The sequence below is a fragment of the Duganella sp. Root198D2 genome (assembly GCF_001428585.1).
Lineage (GTDB): Bacteria > Pseudomonadota > Gammaproteobacteria > Burkholderiales > Burkholderiaceae_D > Rugamonas.
This window is the reverse complement of sequence record NZ_LMIC01000034.1, coordinates 114,078-133,935: the sequence shown is the minus strand read 5'-3', so window position 1 is coordinate 133,935 and position 19,858 is coordinate 114,078. Positions and strand designations below refer to the sequence as shown.

Genomic DNA, 19,858 nt, shown 5'->3' with positions numbered 1-19,858 from the left:
CAGGACAGGACCCGCCCAGCGGGTCCTTTTGCCATTTCAGGAGAACCACATGCCAAGCCCCAAAATCGACCACCGCGAGTTCCTCAAGCGACTGCCCCTGTTCGCAGACCTGTCGCCGGAGGAGCTGACGCTGGTGGCTGCCGGCACCACCGAACACCACATCCCGCGCGGCAGCGCAGTCTTCCAGCGCGGCGATCCATGCATCGGCTTCCACATGGTCATATTCGGCCAGGTCAAACTCAGCTTCCTTTCCGTCCAGGGCAACGAGAAGATCGTCGAGATCATCGGCCCGGGGCACAGCTTCGGCGAAGCGCTGATGTTCATGGAAAAGCCCTACATCGTCACCGCCCACGCTGTCAGCGACTGCATGCTGCTGCACATCTCCAAACACACCGTATTCGCCGAACTGGCGCGCAATGCGCAGTTCGCCCGCCGCATGCTGGCCGGCATGAGCCGCCGCTTGCATGGCCTGATTTCGGACGTGGAAGCCTACTCGCTGCGCTCAGGCAGCCAGCGCATTATTGGCTATCTGTTGAAGGATGACGATGCGGGGGATGGTTCCGAGATCACGCTGGCCGTCAGCAAGAAGCTGCTGGCCTCGCGCCTGAACCTGACGCCGGAATACTTCTCGCGCGTGCTGCACGAGCTGGCCGACCAGGGCATGATTGCCGTGAACGGCCGCCAGATCAAGATTCTTGATTCTGCTCGTTTGCGAGCTTACGAAGGCTGATCGCAGCCAGCGCCAGGTCGAAGCCCAGGCGCATGCAGGCAACTGCCAATACCCCACCTGCCGCCTGGGCAAGCCAGCCGGGTGCGATGGCAGCGGCAAGCAGCAGCACCACGCTGGCGGCATGCCAGGCGAATTGCACGCGCGGTTCGCTCTCCGGCATCAGCTGGCGCACGCCCGGCACATCGCAGCCGGCGTGCTGCCCGTGATACCACAACAGGAACGGCACGATCTTGTACAGCATGCCGTTCACCGCCGACATGGCAAAGCCGACAATAAACAGCACGCCAAGCACCAGCGCTTTGTCTATGCCGCGCGGGCAAAGGAACACGGCAACGCTGGCCAGCAGCGAGCCAAGCGACAGCCACCAGTACCAGGTCGACACATCGGCCGCGCGCTTGCGGCGGAACAGCAGCACCAGCGTATAGACCGCGAACAGGCCCAGGCAAACGCTCACCAGGCCCGCCCCGATCCATTGCCACGGCTGGTTAAGCAGGTAGCCGACGGTCCACAGCACCAGCCCGCCAAGGCATAGCGGCGGCAGCGTGAAGGCCAGTTGGCGCGGGAATAATTGGGTGGACTGGAACATCGGCACCACCTGGAACACCACCGACACCACCAGCACGCCGACCCAGCCCACCAGGGCCCAGGCGGCATGCACATTGGTCCACTCCATCACGCGCAGGCGCACCGCGCCAACCAGGAAAGCCGCCAGCGCCACGCCGATCGTCACGGCGCAGGCCAGCGCCAGCACGGCCTGGCGCATGCCGGCGACGACGGGAAGCGCGTTCGGCGCGGAGCGCTGCGACAGCGCCCGCGCCAGCACGGCAACAAGAAGGATAAACGCGCCAGCCAGCAGGATGCCGGCCGCGCGCAGGCACCACGGCAAGCCATGCAGGAAGCCCGCCGCCAGCAGCAGTGCGCCGCCGGCCAGGGCGCCCCAGATCACGGGGCTGAGCCGGCGCGCCCAGTGCAGCTCGACGCCGGCAACCACCGGCACCATCTGCAGCAGCGAACCTGCCATGGCCATGCCAAGGAAACCGAGGGTCAGCAAATGGGTCACAGCCAAGGTGGCCGGCGCCCAGCGCGTGCTCATCGCTTCGGCGCCCTGCCACACCAGCAGCAGTCCGGCCAATGCCCCGAACCACGGCGCCGCCAGCAGGAATCGCAGCGGCAGCGCCAGCCCGGGCGTATGCTCGAAAGCCAGCTTGCGTTGCATCAGTCGGCGTGGGTAATCAGGATTTCGTAGATATAGTCTTCGCGCATCGACGTAGCGTGGCGGTAGCCGTTCTTCTCGAGGATGCGGTAGAGGGGAACCGGCTCGCGGTCGATGACCATGCGGATATGCTGGCCAGGTTGCAGCAGGTCGAGCGCTTCCAATACGCGCTCCATCGGTTCAGGCGGCACCATGCCGCACAGCTCCAGCAAAATTTCAGGCGCACTCATGATGGTTCCTTCAGATGAGGTCCGCCAGGGTCTGGCGGTCGAGATGACCGAGGTAAGCCTCGGTCGCCCTGTGCAATCCCGCCTGCAGGCGGCAGGCGCCGGCCAGCTGGCAGGTATTGCGCGTGGCATTAAAACATTCAACGATCGTGAAGTCGGCTTCGGCCAGGCGCACTACGGCGCCCACCGAAATCGAAGCCGGCGGCTGCGCCAGGCGCAGGCCACCGGCCCGTCCGCGCCAGGTGGCCACCAGCCCGGCCTGGCCGAGCCGGTGCGCCACCTTGCGCAGGTGATGTTCGGAGATGCCGTGTGCCTTGGCGATCTCCTGCACGGTCACCAGCCTGCCCTGCTGCCGGCCCAGGTACATCAGCAGGCGCAAGGCATAGTCGGTGTGGCCCGTGAGGCGCATTGCTTAGTTCTCCAGCGCCACGCCTTCTGCCACGGTCTCTTCCTTCTTCGCCTTGCCGATCAGGCGCAGGGCGAACAGGGCGAGGAACAGGCAGCCAATCGCGAACACGATATCGCCAGGAACACGCAGCCAGACCGCGGTTTCCATGAAGGTGGAGTGCACCACCTCAGGCGAACGGGCATACCACATGCCCTTGGTGATGGCAGCGGCAGCCTGGTAGATACCGGCAGGAACCAGCGAGATGAACACCATCATGGCCAAGCCGATATTCAGGAACCAGAACATCGATGCCAGCAGCTTGTCCGACCATGCGAAGCGGTCAACCAGGCCGCGCAGGCAGAACAGCATCAGGCCGATACCCAGCATGCCGTACACACCAAACAGCGCAGCGTGGCCGTGTGCAGCGGTCATGTTCAGGCCTTGCATGTAGTACAGCGCGATCGGGGTGTTGATCGAGAAGCCCAGCAGGCCAGCGCCCACGGTATTCCAGAAGCCCACGGCGATGAAGCACAGGATGGCCCATTTGTAAGAGGCCAGCCATGGCGCCGACTGCGAACGCTTGTAGTTGCGGTAGGCCTCAATGCCGATCAGCGACAGCGGAACCACTTCCAGGGCCGAGAACATGGCGCCGATAGCGATCACCGAAGTAGGCGTACCGGTGAAGTACAGGTGGTGCAAGGTGCCCAGGATGCCGCCGAACAGGAACACGATGGTTTCCAGGATGATGGCGCTATTTGCCGAAGCAGCGCGGATCAGGCCCAGGCGGGTGAACAGCAGTGCGATGACAGCGGTTGCGAACACTTCGAAGAAGCCTTCCACCCACAGGTGGACCAGCCACCAGCGCCAGTACTCGATCATCGAGTAGTGGGTGCCCTTGCCCCAGGTCAGGGAAGTAGCGTAGAAGCCGCCGATGCACAGTGCAGCCAGGAACACCATGGCAATGATGCCGCGGCTTTCCGATGGTTTCTTCAGTGCCGGCCACAGGCCGCGGCCGAGCAGGAAGGCCCAGAACAGCAAGCCGACGAACAGCAGGATTTGCCATACACGGCCCATCGAGGTGAACTCGAGGCCCTGGTTGCCCAGCCAGAACGAGAAGTCAACGCCCCTGTGTTGCAGGGTGCCCAGCCAGCCGGTTGCAGTCGAACCCACCACGATGAACAGCAGCGCGTAGAACAGTACGTCGGTGCCCAGCTTCTGGAACTTCGGTTCCGCGCCCGAGATCGCAGGAGCGATATACAGGCCGGTAGCCAGCCAGGCAGTCGCGATCCACAGCACGGCGAACTGGGTGTGGATGGTGCGGCTGACGGTGAACGGCAGCACATTCGCCAGCGGGATACCGAAGAAGCTTGAACCTTCGACCGCAAAGTGCGCGGTGATCACGCCCATGCCGACTTGCGCCAGGATCAGGCCGATCACGACCAGGAAGTACTTCTTGGTGGCCTTCATCGAAGGCGTAGCCTTCATGCTGAACAGCGGATCGTTCTTCGGCGGCACAGGATCGTCTTCTTCCTTGTGCATGCCGTGGTAGAACAGCATGCCGGCGATAGCGCCGATCATCAGGATGATCGAAGCGATCGACCAGATGCCGGCGCCGGCGGTCGGGGTGTTGTCGATCAGCGGTTCATGCGGCCAGTTGCTGGTGTAGCTCAGGCCAACTTCGCCTGGACGGTCGGCGGCCGCAGCCCACGAAGACCAGAAGAAGAAACCGGTCAGCGCAGTGCGGTCGGTGGCTTCCGGCAGCGTGTTAGGCGCCATTGCATACTGTTCGCGCAGCTTGTCGTACTGCTCGGCGTTGCCGAACAGGCCAGTATAGTGGTTTGCTACGGTGCGCACTGCTTCAGCGCGGATAGCCGACAGCTTCACTTCATTGGCTTCAGCGTTGTAGGTGTTGGTGCGCAGCTCGCCCTTCACCAGTGCATCAACGTGGGCTTTTGCGCCGGCTTCGAGCTGGGCGTAGTCCTTGCTGAAGTTCTTGCGTGCGAACAGGTCTTGCAGTGCGACTGCTTCGCGGTGCAGCCAGTCGGCCGACCAGTCAGGCGCCAGGTAGGAGCCGTGGCCCCATACGGTGCCCAGTTGCTGGCCGCCAGCGGACAGCCAGGCGCTCTGGCCGTATTTGACCTGGTCAGCGGTGTACAGCACCGCCCCGGTGTCGTCGACGACTTGCGCTATTGGAGGCGCTTTCAGGTAAATTTCGCGGCCCACCCAGCCCAGTACCGAGAACGATAGCAGGCAGATAATGGCGAGCCACGTCCATAACTTCTTAGTGGCGTGCATGATAGCTCCTTTTGTGGTGTTTCAAATGTATGTTTTTGGCCAGAATACAGCCGCCACTGGGGCAGCTCACATGATCCAGGTCAAGTCTTGTTTAATGACCGCCGCAACCGCCGCAGCAAGTTTGGCTGCGCTGTTGCGGCGCCACAGGTGGGTAGCCGTGTTCTTCCAGCAGTTTGCCCAGTTGGTGGACGCTGGTCAGGGAGTCATCGAAGGCGACTTCAACGTGCGCAGCACCGGCTGGGGCGTGTACGCCGCGGATGCCGGGCGCGGTGCGCAGCAGGTCAAGTACGCGGGTCACGTTGGCGGCGTCCAGGATGGAAGCAAGTTGGAAAGAATGATGCATTTGTAAGTCCTCCTCGGGGTTGGTATGGGAGGAAGTTTATGGAGGGGCAAAATTGGCGTCCTTAACGCAAGTCAAGGGAAGCCAATGCCGCCCCGATTTAGTTATCCGCAGCCCCCCATGTAGTGGCATTCGACGCACCGCGTGCAGCCATCGACCTTATGCAGCGCCCTGGCCCCGCACTCCGGGCACTTGCCCGCCGACTGGGCAGGAGCCGCCCCTCCCGCCGTCATCGCCTCCGGCGCCGCATGCGCTGTCGACGCACACAGCACCGCCAGCTGCGGCACCGGTACCTGGTTTCCATACGCATCTAGGAACCCGCGCCGTATCAGAATCCGCTGCAAGGTAAACGCAATCGCGGCCACCTCCGAATCGTGGTAAACCGGCACCTGCACCCCATCCTCGCGCGTCAGCAGCCCGCAGCGCACCGGTCCCTTCTCCCAAGCCACCTCCCGCATATCAGCCAGCGCCTTGGCAATCGAACTCCCCGCCCGCGCCGCCATCGACAGCAGCCGCATGGACGAAGTAATCCACTGCTGCCCGTCACTGCGCTGGTTTGCCGGCATGAAGAACTCAAACGGCCGCTCAATCCGCACCGGCGCCCCATCCAGCGTGCCATCCACCGTAATGAAGCTCACCGTCAGGTAAGCCGACTTCTTGCCCTCCTGCGTCCAGTATTCAACCTTGGAGGTCACCGACTCCAGCTCGCCCAGCGGACGTCCATCAAAGCGCTTGCGCAGGGGATCATCATCCCGCAACGCCGGCGCAGCGGCGGCAGCAGCAGCTGCCGCCGAAACCGCCGCCGGCTCCGGCGCCACACTCAGCACGCTGCCCGTCACCGTATTCGGACGGAAGGTCGCCAGACCCTTCAGCCCCGCCACCCAGGCCTCGGTATACAGCTCCTTGAAATCCTCGTACGGATAGTCTTCAGGTACATTCACGGTCTTCGAAATCGCCGTATCAACGAAAGGCTGCACCGCCTCCATCATGCTCACATGATCCAATGCAGCCATATCCAGCGCCGTGACGAACTGCGGCGGCAACTGCCCCATATCGAAGCCCATATGGCGATACAGGCGCCACGCATGGTCCGCTACCTCGTAAGAGCGCGATGACCCATCCGGCATGCGCTTGCGGCGCTGGTAGACCCAGGAGAACGCCGGCTCGATGCCATTGGAGGCATTGTCCGCAAACGCCAGCGTAATGGTGCCGGTCGGCGCGATCGACAACAGGTGCGAGTTACGGATGCCATGCCTGGCAATCGCCTCGCGCAAGGCATCCGGCAAGCGGCGCACAAAGGCCCCTTCCAGGTACTGCTCCTTGTCGAAGAACGGAAACGCGCCCTTCTCCTGCGCCAGCGCCACCGAAGCGGCATACGCCGCATCACGCAAAGCCTCGGCGATGCTGGCCGCCATCGAACGGCCGCTTTCGGTGTCGTAGCGCAGGCCCAGCATCACCAGCGCGCTGCCAAGGCCAAGGAAGCCCAGGCCGATGCGGCGCTTGGCCGCACCCTCGTCGGCCTGCTGCGGCAGCGGCCACTGGGTCGCATCCAGCGCCAGGTCCAGCATACGCACCGCGATGCCAGCCACGTGGCGCATCGCCTCATAGTTGAAGGACGCGCGATCAGTGAACGGATTCTGCACGAAGCAGGTCAGGTTCAGCGAACCGAGGTCGCAGCAGCCATAGCCGGGCAGCGGCTGCTCGCCGCAAGGGTTGGTCGCGCGCAGGGTCTCGCAGTAATACAGGTTGTTCTCGGCATTGATGCGGTCTACGAACAGCACGCCCGGTTCGGCGTGGTCGTAGGTGGAAGTCATTACCTTGTCCCACAGCTCGCGCGCCGGCAAGCGGCGATAGACCCAAAGCCCATCCTCCCGCTGCCGCGCGCCTGCCGCCAGGTCCTCATCGCCCGGTTCGACCTTATGCACCAGCTCAAACTCCGAATCCGAAGCCAGCGCACGCATAAAGCCGTCCGTCACGCCGATCGACAGGTTGAAGTTGCGGAAGCCGCCGTCATCCTTGGCAGCGATAAAGCGCTCGATATCCGGATGGTCGATACGCAGCACACCCATCTGCGCTCCGCGCCGCGCGCCCGCCGATTCCACGGTCTTGCAGGAAGCATCGAACACTTCCATGTACGACACCGGCCCCGAAGCGCGCGATCGCGTGCCCTTCACCTTGGCCCCAGCCGGCCGGATGGCACTGAAATCGTAGCCCACGCCGCCGCCACGGCGCATGGTCTCCGCCGCTTCCGCCACAGCGGTATAGATGCCGGGCAGGCCATCGTCCTCACCGGTCACCGAATCGCCCACCGGCTGCACGAAGCAGTTCATCAAGGTAGCCTTCAATCCCAGGCCGACGGCGGAATTGATACGTCCAGCGGGCACGAAGCCATGCTCCTGCGCCCACAGGAATTTTTCTTCAAGCTCTTCGCGCAGCTCCGGCGCCTCCAGCGCGGCCAGGGCGCGCGCTACGCGGCGGCGGACGTCGATGATGTCCTGTTCATCCCCCTTCGCGTATTTTTCGCGCAGCACGTCCAGCGAGATTTCCTGGGGCGGCATAGGGTTGCCGAACATTTTTTCGTTTGCATTCATGAATAGTCCTGCTCAGGTTAAAACTGAGCCTGACTATCCACGAATGCCGGGGCAAAATCCTTGATTCAGGATAAGTTTGGCGGCCAGATATCCTCTTCCTTCCAGCCCAATTCCTTGAAATCCTGCGCCCGCAGCGTCGCCTCGCCTGCCGCGAAGAATTCATCCAGCTGCGGCGGTGCGACCGGCGTGGCAGACAGCATCGCATGCACCTGCCCCCGATGATGGATCTGGTGCCCGAAGATATGGGCCAGCAGGCGCTGGCGCGCATCGCGCTGGAATTCGCCCTCGCCGCGATCGATGACCACGACCCGGCCCAGGTCGTCGTCCCGCAAAGCCTTGCAATACGCGATCAGGCGGTCGTCAGATGCGCGCTGCGCCGCCCACAGCGCCGCACAGGTATCGAACGGTTCCTCCACCGCAAAGAATGCGCCGCGATAATCGGGATGCGGCGGAGCCCCGCGAGCCTCCCGCTCCAGCGCATCGATATAAAACCAGTCGACAGTAAGGATGTGATTAAGCGTAGCCTTGATCGAGGGAAAAAAGCCCGTGCGCGGTGCCACGAAGTCGGCGTGCGACAACTGCGCACAAGCCCTCAACAGCCGGTGGTTAGCCCAGCCATTGTTATAAGCCTCCGTCAGGAAATGCCGCGACAGCCGGTTACTGCCCAGCTCGTGTCCCCTTTGGGGTGTGACCCCATGGTGTGACACGGCCTCTGCTGTTACTTCTTGTGTCATTGGATGTGCAAGCAGGCGATGCCCGGAGCATCTTCAAGAATCGAGCGCACCGCGGTGTACAGTTCGGCCACCGCGGCCGCGCGGGGGTCGCGTCCGGCAAGACGTTCCATCAAGCCGCAATCGGCGAAGACGTACGCCTGCCAGCCTTGTTCCGCGCTGGTGCACGCCACGTACAACTCGCAATCATCAGCTTCCACCGGCACGCACCAGGCGAAATCCTCGGGAATCACCCCGCCCGATGCGTGATAGCCATGTGTGGGCAGCTCATTCGCCATCCACTCTGCCAGGCGCAAGCCAAAAATACCGGGATTGGTCAGCTTGTCTTCATCCGCTACGATCTCGAAGCGGGACGACTGGAACATCAGGACCGGGCTATGCATTCCGATGCTCCCTTCACTACTCAGCTACGCGGCACTTGCGCGAAAGCTGTTTTCAAACGCCGCACCGTGGCCTCGTTCAGCGAGGCCGTATGCCGGTTCCAGCGGTCCATCGTATGTTGCAGCTCGCTCTGCAGGCGCTGGGCAAGCTGGTACTCGCGCACGCCCGCCGCCCAGATCGCAAACTCCGCGCGCGCATCAAAACTGCCGAAACGATTCACTGTGTTTTCAAACTCCGCGCGGGCTTCGTCGTTACGGCCAGCCGCAGCAAAGGCCTTCGCCAGCAGCAGGCTGCACTGCTCGGCGCGGTAATTCGCATCCGTGCGGCGGATGAATTCCAGGTGCTCGATCGCCTTGCCATGCGCACCCACGGCCAGGTTGGCGCGCGCTGCGCCAAGGCGGATCTCCAGGTCCGAGCCAAAGGCGCCCTGCAGGCAGGCCTCATAGGTGGTAGCCGCTTCCGCCGCCTCGCCGGCCTCCAGCAGCGCCGAGGCAAGGCGCATCTGGTTCTGCGCAGTGGGGGTGAAATTGAAAGCATCGCGCGCTTCACGCAACTCACGGCCGGGATCAAGCATCTTGCCGGCGGCGAAGACGACTTTGCGCGCACCGTGCTCTAGGCGCGAGCTCGGCATATAGACCGCGAAGAAGTACACCAGGCTGCCCAGCAGTGGGAAAGAGAACAGGATCAGCAGCCAATACAGCTCCCGCCCGCGACGCACTGCGTGCACGGCGAAAAATATGGCGACCAAAATGTGCAGACCCAGCCCGAAAATCGGCATTTCACTTACTCCTGATAGTTGAAGTTTCGATTATAGACGACCATCGCGCAAGGGTTCCAGGTGAATGCTCAGGCCGCTTGCTGAGGTACGGATCGCGGTCGGCACGAACTGCACGCCGGCATAACGCAGCTCATCGGGACGCCAGGTATAGATTGGCGTGTCGCGCGCCAGGTTATCGGCCAGCAGGCGGGCGGCCCCGGCCACCTGCCGCTGGGTGCGCTCATCCACGCCATCGAGCGTGAAGTCTTCCAGGCGCGCGTCGGCCAGCATCACCGCGCTGCGCGCCTGGTCAATACTCAGGCGGCCCGACAGCGACACGCTGCCGGTGTACTGCTGGCGCATCAGCGGCGACGAGACCGACAGCGTCGCGCCCAGCGCAATACGGTCGTTCGGCAATGTGGACAGCCGCGGCTGCTCCAGGCGCAACTCGAATACAGCCAGCGCACGATGTTCAAGCGGGAAGCGCTGGTCGATATTCCGTTGCAGGCGCGCCAGCGGCACTTCGTAGTCACGGGGTCCCGCAAAACTTGCGCAGCCGGATAGCAGCAAGGTAGCGCCGCTGCCGGCGGCCAAAGCTGCGATAACAATGGCGCGGACGGCGAGTCGTCTGTGTGGGGTCATTTGGGGCTCCTGTGTCATAGTCGCAGCCATGATATCGGGGATCGCCTATGCAACCTGTAACCATTGGTATCGCTGGATGGGGTTTGCCAAGCGCTGACGCGGACTTGTTCCCACCGGCGAGCTTTGGCAGCAACCTGGCGCGCTACGCAGCGGTCTTTAGCGCTGTCGAGATCAACTCATCCTTCTATCGCCCGCACCGGCCGGAAACCTACGCGCGATGGGCGGACAGCGTGCCTGCCGGCTTTCGCTTTGCCGTCAAGCTGCCGAAGTCCATCACCCACGAAAAGCGCTTGCAGGATATCGGCCCGGACCTGGACCGATTTGTGGAGGAAGCCGGAGCGCTAGGCGAAAAGCTGGGCTGGGTTCTCGTGCAGACGCCGCCAAGCCTGCGTTTCGACGCAAGGGCGGCCGGCGCCCTCTTCTCCGGCATCGGCGAACGCTTAGGCCGCACATATCAGCGTGGACACGTTCTTGTAGCCTGCGAAGCGCGCCACGGCTCATGGTTTGGCGACCAGGCCACCGCGCTGCTGCGCGAAACGGAAGTGATCCGGGTGATTGCCGACCCGCCCGCAGGCGAACCCGGGCCATTCCTGGCGACGCACATCAACGCCACCTACGTGCGCCTGCACGGCAGTCCGCAGATCTATCGCTCAGTCTACGAGCCGGAACGTCTGGCGCAAGTTGCCTCCTGGCTGTGCGAACGCAGGGGCCAGGATGGCAGTTCACTGGTCATCTTCGACAACACAATGTCCGGCACCCAGCTCCGCCAGGCGGCGCAACTGCGCCAGATGCTTATTTTTTCTTCATCGGATCATCATCCGGGTTCACATACGTGATGTCGAACGGCCCCTCGCCGTGAATCTGCACGATCGTCTCGCCCTTCATGATCGCGTAGTGATTGGTCTTGGCAGGAATCGCCACAAAATCCCCCGCATGATGGGCCTTGGCCGCCTTCTCGTCGATCTTGTCCCCCATGCCCAGCATCAGCGTGCCCTTGATCACGGTGACGTTCTCCATCATCGAATGCATATGCGGCGGCACCTTATAGCCTGACTGGGCGTGCAATCGCATGACAAACGGACCGGCCTTGCCCGGGTCCCCCTGCAGCACAGCGGCTTTGGCGCCCTTGGGCAGCGTAGGCGGCCCATCGCCCCATTTCATCTCATCGCCAAGATGCATTGCAGAAACAGGAATCAGGCACCCAAAAGCAGCAGCGGCAAAGACAGCAGCCAGGGCGCGAGGCGTAATTCTGGACATGGCAATCTCCTCAAAAGGGGTACTCCACGCTTGATCATAGTCCGCAATTGCAAAAATACCACTTGCCGGGCACAGTTTCAGTGTTATAGTTCACTACAACACCAGTTCAATAACTCACCAATACTGGAGGAAATGATGTATGTGGAATGAAAACCGCCCGATCTACCTGCAGTTGAAGGAGCGGGTCGTCGGCATGATGCTGGATGGCTTGCTCAAACCCGGCGATGCCCTACCCTCGGTGCGCCAGGTCGCAGCCGATTATCAATTGAACCCGATAACCGTGTCCCGCGCCTATCAGGAGCTGGTCGACGAAACCTTGGTGGAAAAAAGAAGGGGATTAGGAATGTACGTAACCGAAGGCGCTGTTGATAAACTGCTGTCCACTGAACGCGACCGTTTCATCCGCGAAGAATGGCCCGCAATGGTCGAACGCATCCGCCGCCTGGGCCTGGACATTGAACAACTGCTGCGCGCCACAACTGTGCCGCCACAAGGAGCCCCGGCATGACAGCGATCATCACCGCTAAACACCTGAGCAAAAGCTTCGGCGCCATCAAGGCGCTGGACGATGCCAGTTTCCAGATCAATGCCGGCCGCATTGTCGGCCTGATCGGCCCAAACGGCTCCGGCAAAACCACCACCCTGAAAGCCATCCTCGGCCTGTCCCGCTTTGAAGGCGAGCTGAATGTGCTGGGCCTGGACCCGCGCCAGCAGCGCGATGAGCTGATGAAGGACGTCTGCTTCATCGCCGACGTCGCCATCCTGCCGCGCTGGCTGAAAGTGAAAGACGCCATCAGCTTCTGCGAAGGCATCCACCCGCGCTTCAACCGCGAACGCGCCGAGAAGTACATCGCCAACACCAAGCTGTCGCCGAACATGAAGGTCAAGGCCATGTCCAAGGGCATGATCGTGCAGCTTCACCTGGCATTGGTAATGGCAATCGACGCCAAGCTGCTGGTGCTGGACGAACCGACCCTGGGCCTGGACATCCTGTACCGCAAGCAGTTCTACCACCAGCTGCTGGAAGACTACTTCGACGAAAACAAGACCATCCTGATCACCACGCACCAGATCGAGGAAGTCGAAAACATCCTGACCGACCTGATGTTCATCCGCGATGGCAAGGTCACCCTCGCCGCCTCGATGGACGAAATCGGCGACCGCTACACCGAAGTGATGGTACAGCCGGAGTACATGACCGCCGCCAGCGCCCTGCAGCCGCTGCACCAGCGCACGGTGTTCGGCAAGGCAGTGATGCTGTTCGACGGCGTCTCGCGCAAGCAGCTTGAAACGTTTGGCGAAACCCGTACCCCTAGCGTGGCCGACCTGTTCGTGGCCAGCATGCAAGGAGAATATCAATGAAAACGATGAAATGGCTGATGCAGCGCGAGTACTGGGAGAACAAGGGCATGCTGGTCTGGGCCCCTGCCATTGTCGCCGGCCTGATGGTGGCCTTCACCGCCGTGATGCTCATCATCGGCAACAATATGGAAATGCGCTTTAACGGCGACAGCCTGGCACGCTTCCATGAAATGACTACGGTGCAGCGGCATGAAATGGCCAACGCCGTCGGCGCAGCCTTCCCGATGATGGCCACGCCGCTGTATATCCTGATGGCCTTCGTGATCTTCTTCTATTGCCTGGGCGCCCTGTACGACGACCGCCGCGACCGCAGCATCCTGTTCTGGAAATCGCTGCCGGTGTCGGATGTAACAACCGTGCTGTCCAAAGTAGCTGTGGCAACGGTAGCGGCGCCGCTGATCGTGGCAGTGATCGGCTTCGTGGCATCGCTCGCCATCGTCCTGATGACGTCTCTCGCCTTCAGCTTCCACGGCCTGAACGTGTTCGGCGACCTGTTCTCTTCCACCAACCTGTGGCTCGCCCCGTTCCGCATGCTGTCGCTGATTCCGGTCTACCTGCTGTGGGCACTGCCGACCGTGGGCTGGCTGCTGATGGTATCGAGCTGGGCGCGCGGCAAGGTGTTCCTGTGGGCAGTCGGTACTCCGCTGATGACCGGCGCTCTGCTGGCCTGGGCCAACTTTGCGTTCAAGCTGGGAATCAATATTGAGTGGTTCTTCCAGCAGGTGGTACTGCGCTTGCTGGGCAGTGTGCTGCCGGGCGCGTGGTTCATCTTTGACAAAGGTGCGCGCCAAGCCATGGAGCACTCGCCAGGCATGGAAAACAATCCGGCGCAGCAGATTGGCCAGTTCTTCGGCCAGACCTATGGTTCGCTGGCCAGCCCGACGCTGTGGATTGGTGTTGCGGCAGGCGTGGCGATGATTGCAGTTGCGATCTGGATGCGCCGCTGGCGGGAAGAGAACTGATTCAGTAAAGGGCGGCCGCCCCACAGTCACGGCCGCCCGTCATTATTCGCGCTGCCGCGCCATCAAGCAGGCAGCGTCTCCTTCTCCTCAGGCGCAGCATCTGAAACAGTCGCCTCGGTGGTCAGCAGCAGGCTGGCGATGGAGGCCGCATTCTGCAGTGCGGTACGGGTCACTTTGGTTGGGTCGATCACGCCGTTTTCCACCATGTCGACATACTCGCCGGTGGCGGCATTGTAACCGAAGTTGCCCTTGCCCTCGGCCACCTTGGCCACCACTACCGAAGGCTCTTCGCCGGCATTGGCAACGATCGCACGCAGAGGCGCCTCCAATGCTCTCAGTACGATCTGCATGCCTGCATGCTGGTCGGGATTCCCCCCCTTCAGTTGGGCTATGGCCGCACGCGCACGCAACAGCGCCACGCCGCCACCGGGCACGATGCCTTCTTCAACGGCAGCGCGAGTGGCGTGCAGCGCATCGTCCACGCGGTCGCGCTTCTCCTTCATTTCCACTTCAGTGGCTGCGCCAACCCTGATGACAGCAACGCCGCCGGCCAGCTTGGCGACGCGTTCCAGCAGCTTTTCCTTGTCGTAGTCGCTGGTCGCCTGCGCAATCTGGGCCTGGATAGTCGCTACACGTGCCGCGATGCGCTGTTGCTCGCCGGCGCCATCAATGATGGTCGTGGCCTCTTTCTGCACCTCGATACGCTTGGCGCTGCCCAGTTGCTCCAGGGTGACTTTTTCCAGCGTCAGGCCGGTCTCTTCCGTAACGACTGTGGCGCCGGTCAGCACGGCAATGTCTTCCAGCATGGCTTTGCGGCGGTCGCCAAATCCTGGCGCCTTGACGGCGGCCACCTTCAGGATGCCACGCACCGAATTCACCACCAGCGTCGCCAGCGCTTCGCCTTCCACATCTTCGGCCACAATGAAGAGCGGCTTGCCTGCCTTGGCCGATTGCTCCAGGACAGGTAGCAGTTCGCGGATATTACTGATTTTCTTGTCGTATAACAGCACCAAAGGATCATCCAGGCGCGCGACTTGTTTTTCGGGATCGTTGATGAAGTAAGGACTCAGGTAGCCACGGTCGAACTGCATGCCTTCCACCACATCCAGCTCATTTTCCAGCGACTTTCCATCCTCGACGGTAATCACGCCCTCTTTGCCTACTTTCTCCATCGCCTGCGCAATGATGTCGCCGATGGCACTATCGGAATTCGCCGAAATGGCGCCCACCTGGGCAATTTCCTTACTGGTGGCGATGGGCCGCGAAACGGCTTTCAGTTCCGTAATGGCAGCCGCCACTGCCTGGTCGATACCGCGCTTCAAGTCCATGGGATTCATGCCGGCGGCCACATACTTCATGCCTTCCTGGACGATGGCCTGGGCAAGTACAGTGGCCGTGGTGGTGCCGTCACCCGCCACATCAGCGGTCTTCGAGGCCACTTGCTTGACAACCTGCGCACCCATGTTTTCCAGGCGGTCCTTGAGTTCGATCTCCTTCGCTACCGAAACACCGTCCTTGGTGATGGTCGGTGCGCCGAAGCTTCGATCGATCAGCACGTTGCGCCCTTTCGGCCCCAGCGTGACCTTCACGGCGTTGGCCAGCACATTCACGCCCTTGACGATACGGGCGCGGGCATCTTCATTGAATTGGACGTCTTTAGCAGTCATGGTCTTATCTCCCTAACACGTTCTGGATTCAGGCGGCTTTGGCGTTGCTGCCGGCATGTTCGATCACGCCAAGAATGTCTTCCTCGCGCATGACCAGCAACTCTTCGCCGTCGAGCTTGACGGTCTGCCCGGCGTATTTGCCGAACAAAATCGCATCCCCGGCGCTCACCGCCAGTGGACGCGTACCGCCGTCGGGCAGCGCACGGCCATGGCCGACTGCCAGCACCTCGCCTTGCTCTGGCTTCTCGGTGGCGGAATCAGGGATCACGATGCCGGATGCGGTTTGGCGCTGCTTTTCAATTCGCTTAACAATAACCCGGTCATAGAGGGGACGAATTTTCATTTCTTCAATCTCCAAATGGTGTCAGATCATTTAACAGCTGAATTGGCCCAGACAAAGCTGGCACCAAGCTTCAGCGAGGTCGGAAATATGTTTTCGCGTTCGCATTTTCAAGATATCCGCCGCCGCCGAGTGTGTAACAAAATGTTTCATGGCAGGAAAAAGCGATCGTGGCGGCCCAGCTGGTACACCACCCGCTGGCCTGACGTGGTCGGAGCTGGCTTTACCGGGCAATCCGAAAGACGCCCACCGTCCGGAGCCAGGCTGTCATCAGCTGGACCGATGCCCTCCCATAAACCGCCCTTGACGGGCTGGAAAAGCCATCGGCGGTAACCTTTGCGTGCCGCAAGCTCCATCTGCTCGGTACGCGTATCCGGGTCACCTCCCAGCACTGGCTGGTCCTGATAGCCGGCAGCGTTGTCGCCGAATGCCTGACGGCAAGCGAAGGCCTCGCTGGCGGCGGCCCCCGCCATGTTGCAGGGTCGCTGTTCCAAGCGCTCCAGTTGCCAGGCCCCCAGTCGCCAGGCCACATCCAGCAATGCTTCCTCAGCGGCTACGCCACTGGTCCAGGGGCCATTGAACTGCAGGGCGGAACTCGCTACCGCGCGCGTCGGAAAGGACACTCCCTGCAGTTGCAGGGGTGTGGCTCGGCGAAAGCCATGCCAGTGGAGAAACAGCAGCAGGGGTGTATCGGGCCAGCTGGCGCGCGTGGCGCTGACGGCAAACAGCGGTAAGCCCATAGCGGAAATTTGCGCAGTTACAGTATCGAAAATATGCATGGCAAAGTCCTTCTGCCGACAGCTCAATGAACGTAGGCATGCTCGGTTGCGCGCTCCGGACGCATTCCCGCGGCGGCCGCGGCCTGCATCAGCTCCTGGCATCGCTCAAGTTGCCGAAGCGCCTGCGTCAGCGCTTGCCCGTAACTGCGCAACTGGTTGAGCGACGGCAAGTTGCCGTAGCCCTTTAGTGCGCACGCCCCCGTGGTGGTAATTTCCGCCATTGCCTGGCTGGCCTTGTCATGCGCAGTCCGCAACTCCGCCAGGCAGTCTAACAAAGCCTCTTTATGTTCCATGGTCTCTCCTTAAGAACACTAACAAGGCAAATTATTTCTGGTCCAAGTCACAGAATTTCAAGACCGCGAAAACGTTGCGCCCTCGCAGCTGCTGGGCCCGCGCCCCAGGGCTGTTCGTGAAAATCATAAAGCTCTTTGGTAATTTTCATAATTTCCATAAAGCAACATTTCGCCTAAGATGTCGCGCAATTTAACATTGAAATGCAATGGAATAATGAATAAGGCATCAAATCTAGCGTTCCTGAGCGCCATCGTGCTGCCCCTCGCACTGACAGCATGCTGGCGCGGATCAGCAAGCGGCTTGGCCGATAAAACGCCAACACCATCCAAGCAAATTGTGCCCGACCCTGCTGGCGGAAGCCCGGCGCTGCCTTCCGTCGGCAACGCGACACAGCCAACCGATGGGGCCGTTGCGACGCCACCATCCGGCAACACGGCGCCCCCGCCGGCCGCAGAAACGGGCACGCCCCCTTCCACCGGTAGCGGCGCACCAACTCCCGGCGCAAACGGCACACCCCCCGCAGGAAGTACGGCTAATCCAGGCGCGCCAAAGACTTATTCATGGTCGACGGCACTGTTCGGCGCTGGCGGCTATATCACCGGCATCACTTATCACCCTTCGGTACAAGGACTGGTGTATATCCGGACCGACGTCGGCGGCGTCTACCGCCGCAATCCCGGCAGCTCGACATGGGTACCGCTCAATGACGACTTGAACCGCGACGATAACCAATTGGAGGGCGCAGCGTCGCTGGCGATCGACCCGAACGACTCGCAGAAACTTTATGTGGCTGCCGGCATGTACCTTCCTTCATGGGGCCGCAACGCCGCCATCCTGCGTTCCAGCGATCGTGGTGCTACCTGGTCGCGCACCGAATTGCCAATCCGCTTGGGCGGCAACTCGGACGGCCGGGGCACAGGCGAACGCCTGCAGGTAGACCCGAACAAGGGCTCGATCCTCTTCCTGGGCACTAATGAGAATGGCCTGTACAAATCGACGGATGGCGGCGTCAGCTGGTCGCAGGTACCGGGCTTTCCAACTTCCGCCGGCGCCACGTTTGTCATGTTTGACAAGTCAAGCAGCAGCGCGGGCACGGCCACCAGAACGCTATACGTCGGCATCGCAGCGACAAGCGGCGAAACGCTGTACCGTTCAACCGACGGCGGCACTACCTGGGCGCCAGTGCCAGGCGGTCCGGCCGGCCTGATGCCAGTGCAAGGGGCGCTGGACGGCACCGGACGCCTGGTAATGACCTATGCCAATAGCCTGGGGCCCAATAACATCACGGCTGGCGCAGTCTACAAGTTGGTAACGGCAACTACTACCTGGAACAATATTACGCCGGTCGCACCGAGCGGAAGCTTGCCGTTCGGCTATAGCGGCCTGGCAGTCGACGCCCACAATCCGAACACTATCGTCGTATCGACTATCGACCGCTGGTCGACCGGCGACGACCTGTACAAATCGACCGACGGCGGCGCAACCTGGACTGGGCTGAACGCCATCAGCACGCACGCAGCACCGGCCAATCCCTGGGTGGGCGCGTATTCCGGCGGCTCGCTCGCGGGAAAGATGGGCCACTGGATCAGCGACATCGACATTGACCCGTTCAACTCCAATAACATCATGTACAACACCGGTTACGGCCTATGGGAGAGCAACACCCTTGGCAGCGCAACGGTGGCATGGCTCTTCAATGTCAACGGCATCGAAGAAACCGTTTTTGATGCGCCGCTGGTTTCACCCAGCACAGGCGCGCACTTGTTTACCGCGCTGGGCGACGTGGCCGGGGCGCGTTACGACACCAACTTTAATAGTATCAGCGGCTATTACAGCAATCCGGATAGCACCCATTACAGCGTCGATGTGGCGGAGCTCAACACCAATGTGGTGGCGCGCACCACGGCCACCAATGCGCTGATGCTCTCCTCCGACAATGGCATCACCTGGCGCCAGGCAGCCGCCATTACTGGTTTCGATGCAGGCCGCGTCGCGGTATCCGCAGCCGGCACAGCCCTGCTTTGGGTACCGGGCGGGATGCCTGCCCTCTACTCAACCAATGGTGGCGCCAGCTGGGCTGCGTCGACAGGCTATCCGGTAACGGGCGCTGTGCACTCCGGCAGGTTCTTCAATCCCGTCGCTGACAAAGTCGCGAACGGTTACTTTTATACCTACGACTTCTCGGCCGGGAAGATCCTGGAAAGCGCGAACAACGGCCAAAGCTTCGCGCCGATCCACTCCGGACTCGATGTCTTGCCTGCCTGGTCGTCGCAACACCAGTTGGCGTCCGTCCCCGGTTCGGTACGCCGCGACCTGTGGCTGGCGACACCAAACGGCCTGTGGCACATCAACGGCGCCGGTGCGGCGCCGGTGAAAATCGCCAATGTACAGTCGGCATACGGTGTAGGCTTCGGCATGGCTGGCGTCGGCAAGACCTACCCAGCCGTCTATGTTTCGGCCAAGATCAACGATGTATTCGGCGTTTACCAGTCGCTCGATGCGGGCGCCACCTGGACCAGGATCAATGACGACAAGCACCAGTGGGGCGGCGTCAATTACGTCACCGGCGATATGCGCGTGTTTGGCCGTGTCTATGTTGGCGCGGCACGCGGCGGCGTGATCGTCGGTGATCTCCAATAGCGCGTCATCTAGCGCGGTCAAAGTAGGTCGATCAGAAATAGTATTCGGGCGCGAACTATTGGAGTCTGCACCAAGCTGGGTTCGTACGCTGATGGATGTGATGATGCTCGAGTAGAACGGCGAGCGGGCGAAACAGCCATGCGGGCCGTTTACGCACCAAAGCTTTGGCCTCCAGCGTTTCAGCGCACTAGTGCTCGGCTATTTGTCTCGAGGAGCGCAACTGCCCTCCTCGCGTTACTGCGAGCCGAGTCGCGGGGATTCA

At 61.7% G+C, this 19,858-nt stretch carries 21 protein-coding genes; 6 read left to right on the top strand and 15 right to left on the bottom strand.

What is annotated here, in order from left to right; translation table 11 throughout:
• Positions 1-49 precede the first annotated feature (49 nt).
• Positions 50-730, top strand: a complete 681-nt coding sequence (locus ASE26_RS20725; RefSeq protein WP_057246855.1) for a Crp/Fnr family transcriptional regulator — start codon at positions 50-52, stop codon at positions 728-730.
• On the opposite strand, the gene ASE26_RS20720 is transcribed toward ASE26_RS20725, so the two are convergent.
• The 10 genes from ASE26_RS20720 to ASE26_RS20675 form a co-directional block, all read right to left on the bottom strand.
• Positions 687-1,946: a hypothetical protein gene (locus ASE26_RS20720; RefSeq protein ID WP_057246854.1), complete on the bottom strand. Its 1,260-nt coding sequence runs from the start codon at positions 1,944-1,946 to the stop codon at positions 687-689. The genes ASE26_RS20725 and ASE26_RS20720 overlap by 44 nt on opposite strands.
• On the bottom strand, positions 1,946-2,173 hold the full coding sequence (locus ASE26_RS20715; RefSeq protein WP_055925687.1) for a DUF2249 domain-containing protein: 228 nt from the start codon (positions 2,171-2,173) through the stop codon (positions 1,946-1,948). The genes ASE26_RS20720 and ASE26_RS20715 overlap by 1 nt, the downstream gene beginning before the upstream one ends.
• 10 nt (positions 2,174-2,183) lie before the next feature.
• Complete coding sequence (locus ASE26_RS20710; protein WP_055925684.1) at positions 2,184-2,579, bottom strand: Rrf2 family transcriptional regulator; 396 nt, start codon at positions 2,577-2,579, stop codon at positions 2,184-2,186.
• 3 nt (positions 2,580-2,582) lie between these two features.
• Positions 2,583-4,853, bottom strand: a complete 2,271-nt coding sequence (locus ASE26_RS20705; protein ID WP_055925681.1) for a nitric-oxide reductase large subunit — start codon at positions 4,851-4,853, stop codon at positions 2,583-2,585.
• Positions 4,854-4,944: 91 nt separating this feature from the next.
• A complete protein-coding gene (locus tag ASE26_RS30810; RefSeq protein ID WP_156397858.1) occupies positions 4,945-5,196 on the bottom strand; it encodes a hypothetical protein in 252 nt (83 codons plus the stop codon).
• A 101-nt stretch (positions 5,197-5,297) separates the two neighbouring features.
• Positions 5,298-7,784, bottom strand: a complete 2,487-nt coding sequence (locus ASE26_RS20695) for an adenosylcobalamin-dependent ribonucleoside-diphosphate reductase (RefSeq protein ID WP_055925675.1) — start codon at positions 7,782-7,784, stop codon at positions 5,298-5,300.
• A gap of 65 nt (positions 7,785-7,849) precedes the next feature.
• A complete protein-coding gene (locus tag ASE26_RS20690) occupies positions 7,850-8,518 on the bottom strand; it encodes a DinB family protein (protein ID WP_082507114.1) in 669 nt (222 codons plus the stop codon).
• A complete protein-coding gene (locus ASE26_RS20685) occupies positions 8,515-8,898 on the bottom strand; it encodes a hypothetical protein (RefSeq protein WP_055925672.1) in 384 nt (127 codons plus the stop codon). Before ASE26_RS20685 ends, ASE26_RS20690 begins: the two co-directional genes overlap by 4 nt.
• 20 nt (positions 8,899-8,918) lie before the next feature.
• The gene (locus ASE26_RS20680) at positions 8,919-9,674 is read right to left on the bottom strand and encodes a hypothetical protein (RefSeq protein WP_055925669.1); all 756 of its coding nucleotides are present in this window, start codon (positions 9,672-9,674) and stop codon (positions 8,919-8,921) included.
• Positions 9,675-9,704: 30 nt separating this feature from the next.
• On the bottom strand, positions 9,705-10,295 hold the full coding sequence (locus ASE26_RS20675; protein ID WP_156397857.1) for a DUF1439 domain-containing protein: 591 nt from the start codon (positions 10,293-10,295) through the stop codon (positions 9,705-9,707).
• 47 nt (positions 10,296-10,342) lie between these two features.
• Here ASE26_RS20675 and ASE26_RS20670 point away from each other — a divergent pair, with 47 nt between their 5' ends.
• On the top strand, positions 10,343-11,131 hold the full coding sequence (locus ASE26_RS20670; RefSeq protein WP_055925663.1) for a DUF72 domain-containing protein: 789 nt from the start codon (positions 10,343-10,345) through the stop codon (positions 11,129-11,131).
• Here the strand turns inward: ASE26_RS20670 and ASE26_RS20665 are convergent.
• Complete coding sequence (locus ASE26_RS20665) at positions 11,088-11,552, bottom strand: cupin domain-containing protein (protein WP_055925661.1); 465 nt, start codon at positions 11,550-11,552, stop codon at positions 11,088-11,090. The two genes, ASE26_RS20670 and ASE26_RS20665, sit on opposite strands and share 44 nt — an antisense overlap.
• A gap of 139 nt (positions 11,553-11,691) precedes the next feature.
• Between ASE26_RS20665 and ASE26_RS20660 the strand changes: the two genes are divergently transcribed.
• The 3 genes from ASE26_RS20660 to ASE26_RS20650 are packed head-to-tail and all read left to right on the top strand — an operon-like array spanning position 11,692 to position 13,876.
• Entirely contained in the window at positions 11,692-12,060 is a 369-nt protein-coding gene (locus tag ASE26_RS20660; protein ID WP_055925658.1) for a GntR family transcriptional regulator, read from the top strand.
• Complete coding sequence (locus tag ASE26_RS20655; RefSeq protein WP_055925655.1) at positions 12,057-12,914, top strand: ABC transporter ATP-binding protein; 858 nt, start codon at positions 12,057-12,059, stop codon at positions 12,912-12,914. The genes ASE26_RS20660 and ASE26_RS20655 overlap by 4 nt, the downstream gene beginning before the upstream one ends.
• A complete protein-coding gene (locus ASE26_RS20650; RefSeq protein WP_055925652.1) occupies positions 12,911-13,876 on the top strand; it encodes a hypothetical protein in 966 nt (321 codons plus the stop codon). Before ASE26_RS20655 ends, ASE26_RS20650 begins: the two co-directional genes overlap by 4 nt.
• A gap of 62 nt (positions 13,877-13,938) precedes the next feature.
• On the opposite strand, the gene groL is transcribed toward ASE26_RS20650, so the two are convergent.
• From groL to ASE26_RS20630, 4 genes are all read right to left on the bottom strand, one after another.
• Entirely contained in the window at positions 13,939-15,543 is a 1,605-nt protein-coding gene (gene groL, locus ASE26_RS20645) for a chaperonin GroEL (RefSeq protein ID WP_055925649.1), read from the bottom strand.
• A 28-nt stretch (positions 15,544-15,571) separates the two neighbouring features.
• Positions 15,572-15,886: a co-chaperone GroES gene (locus tag ASE26_RS20640; RefSeq protein ID WP_055925645.1), complete on the bottom strand. Its 315-nt coding sequence runs from the start codon at positions 15,884-15,886 to the stop codon at positions 15,572-15,574.
• Between the two features lie 146 nt (positions 15,887-16,032).
• Entirely contained in the window at positions 16,033-16,662 is a 630-nt protein-coding gene (locus tag ASE26_RS20635) for a hypothetical protein (RefSeq protein ID WP_055925642.1), read from the bottom strand.
• Positions 16,663-16,685: 23 nt separating this feature from the next.
• Positions 16,686-16,955 (bottom strand): hypothetical protein, encoded by a 270-nt coding sequence (locus ASE26_RS20630; RefSeq protein ID WP_055925639.1) that lies wholly within the window; start codon positions 16,953-16,955, stop codon positions 16,686-16,688.
• Positions 16,956-17,169: 214 nt separating this feature from the next.
• Here ASE26_RS20630 and ASE26_RS20625 point away from each other — a divergent pair, with 214 nt between their 5' ends.
• Complete coding sequence (locus ASE26_RS20625) at positions 17,170-19,596, top strand: sialidase family protein (RefSeq protein ID WP_156409975.1); 2,427 nt, start codon at positions 17,170-17,172, stop codon at positions 19,594-19,596.
• The last annotated feature ends 262 nt before the right edge of the window (positions 19,597-19,858 follow it).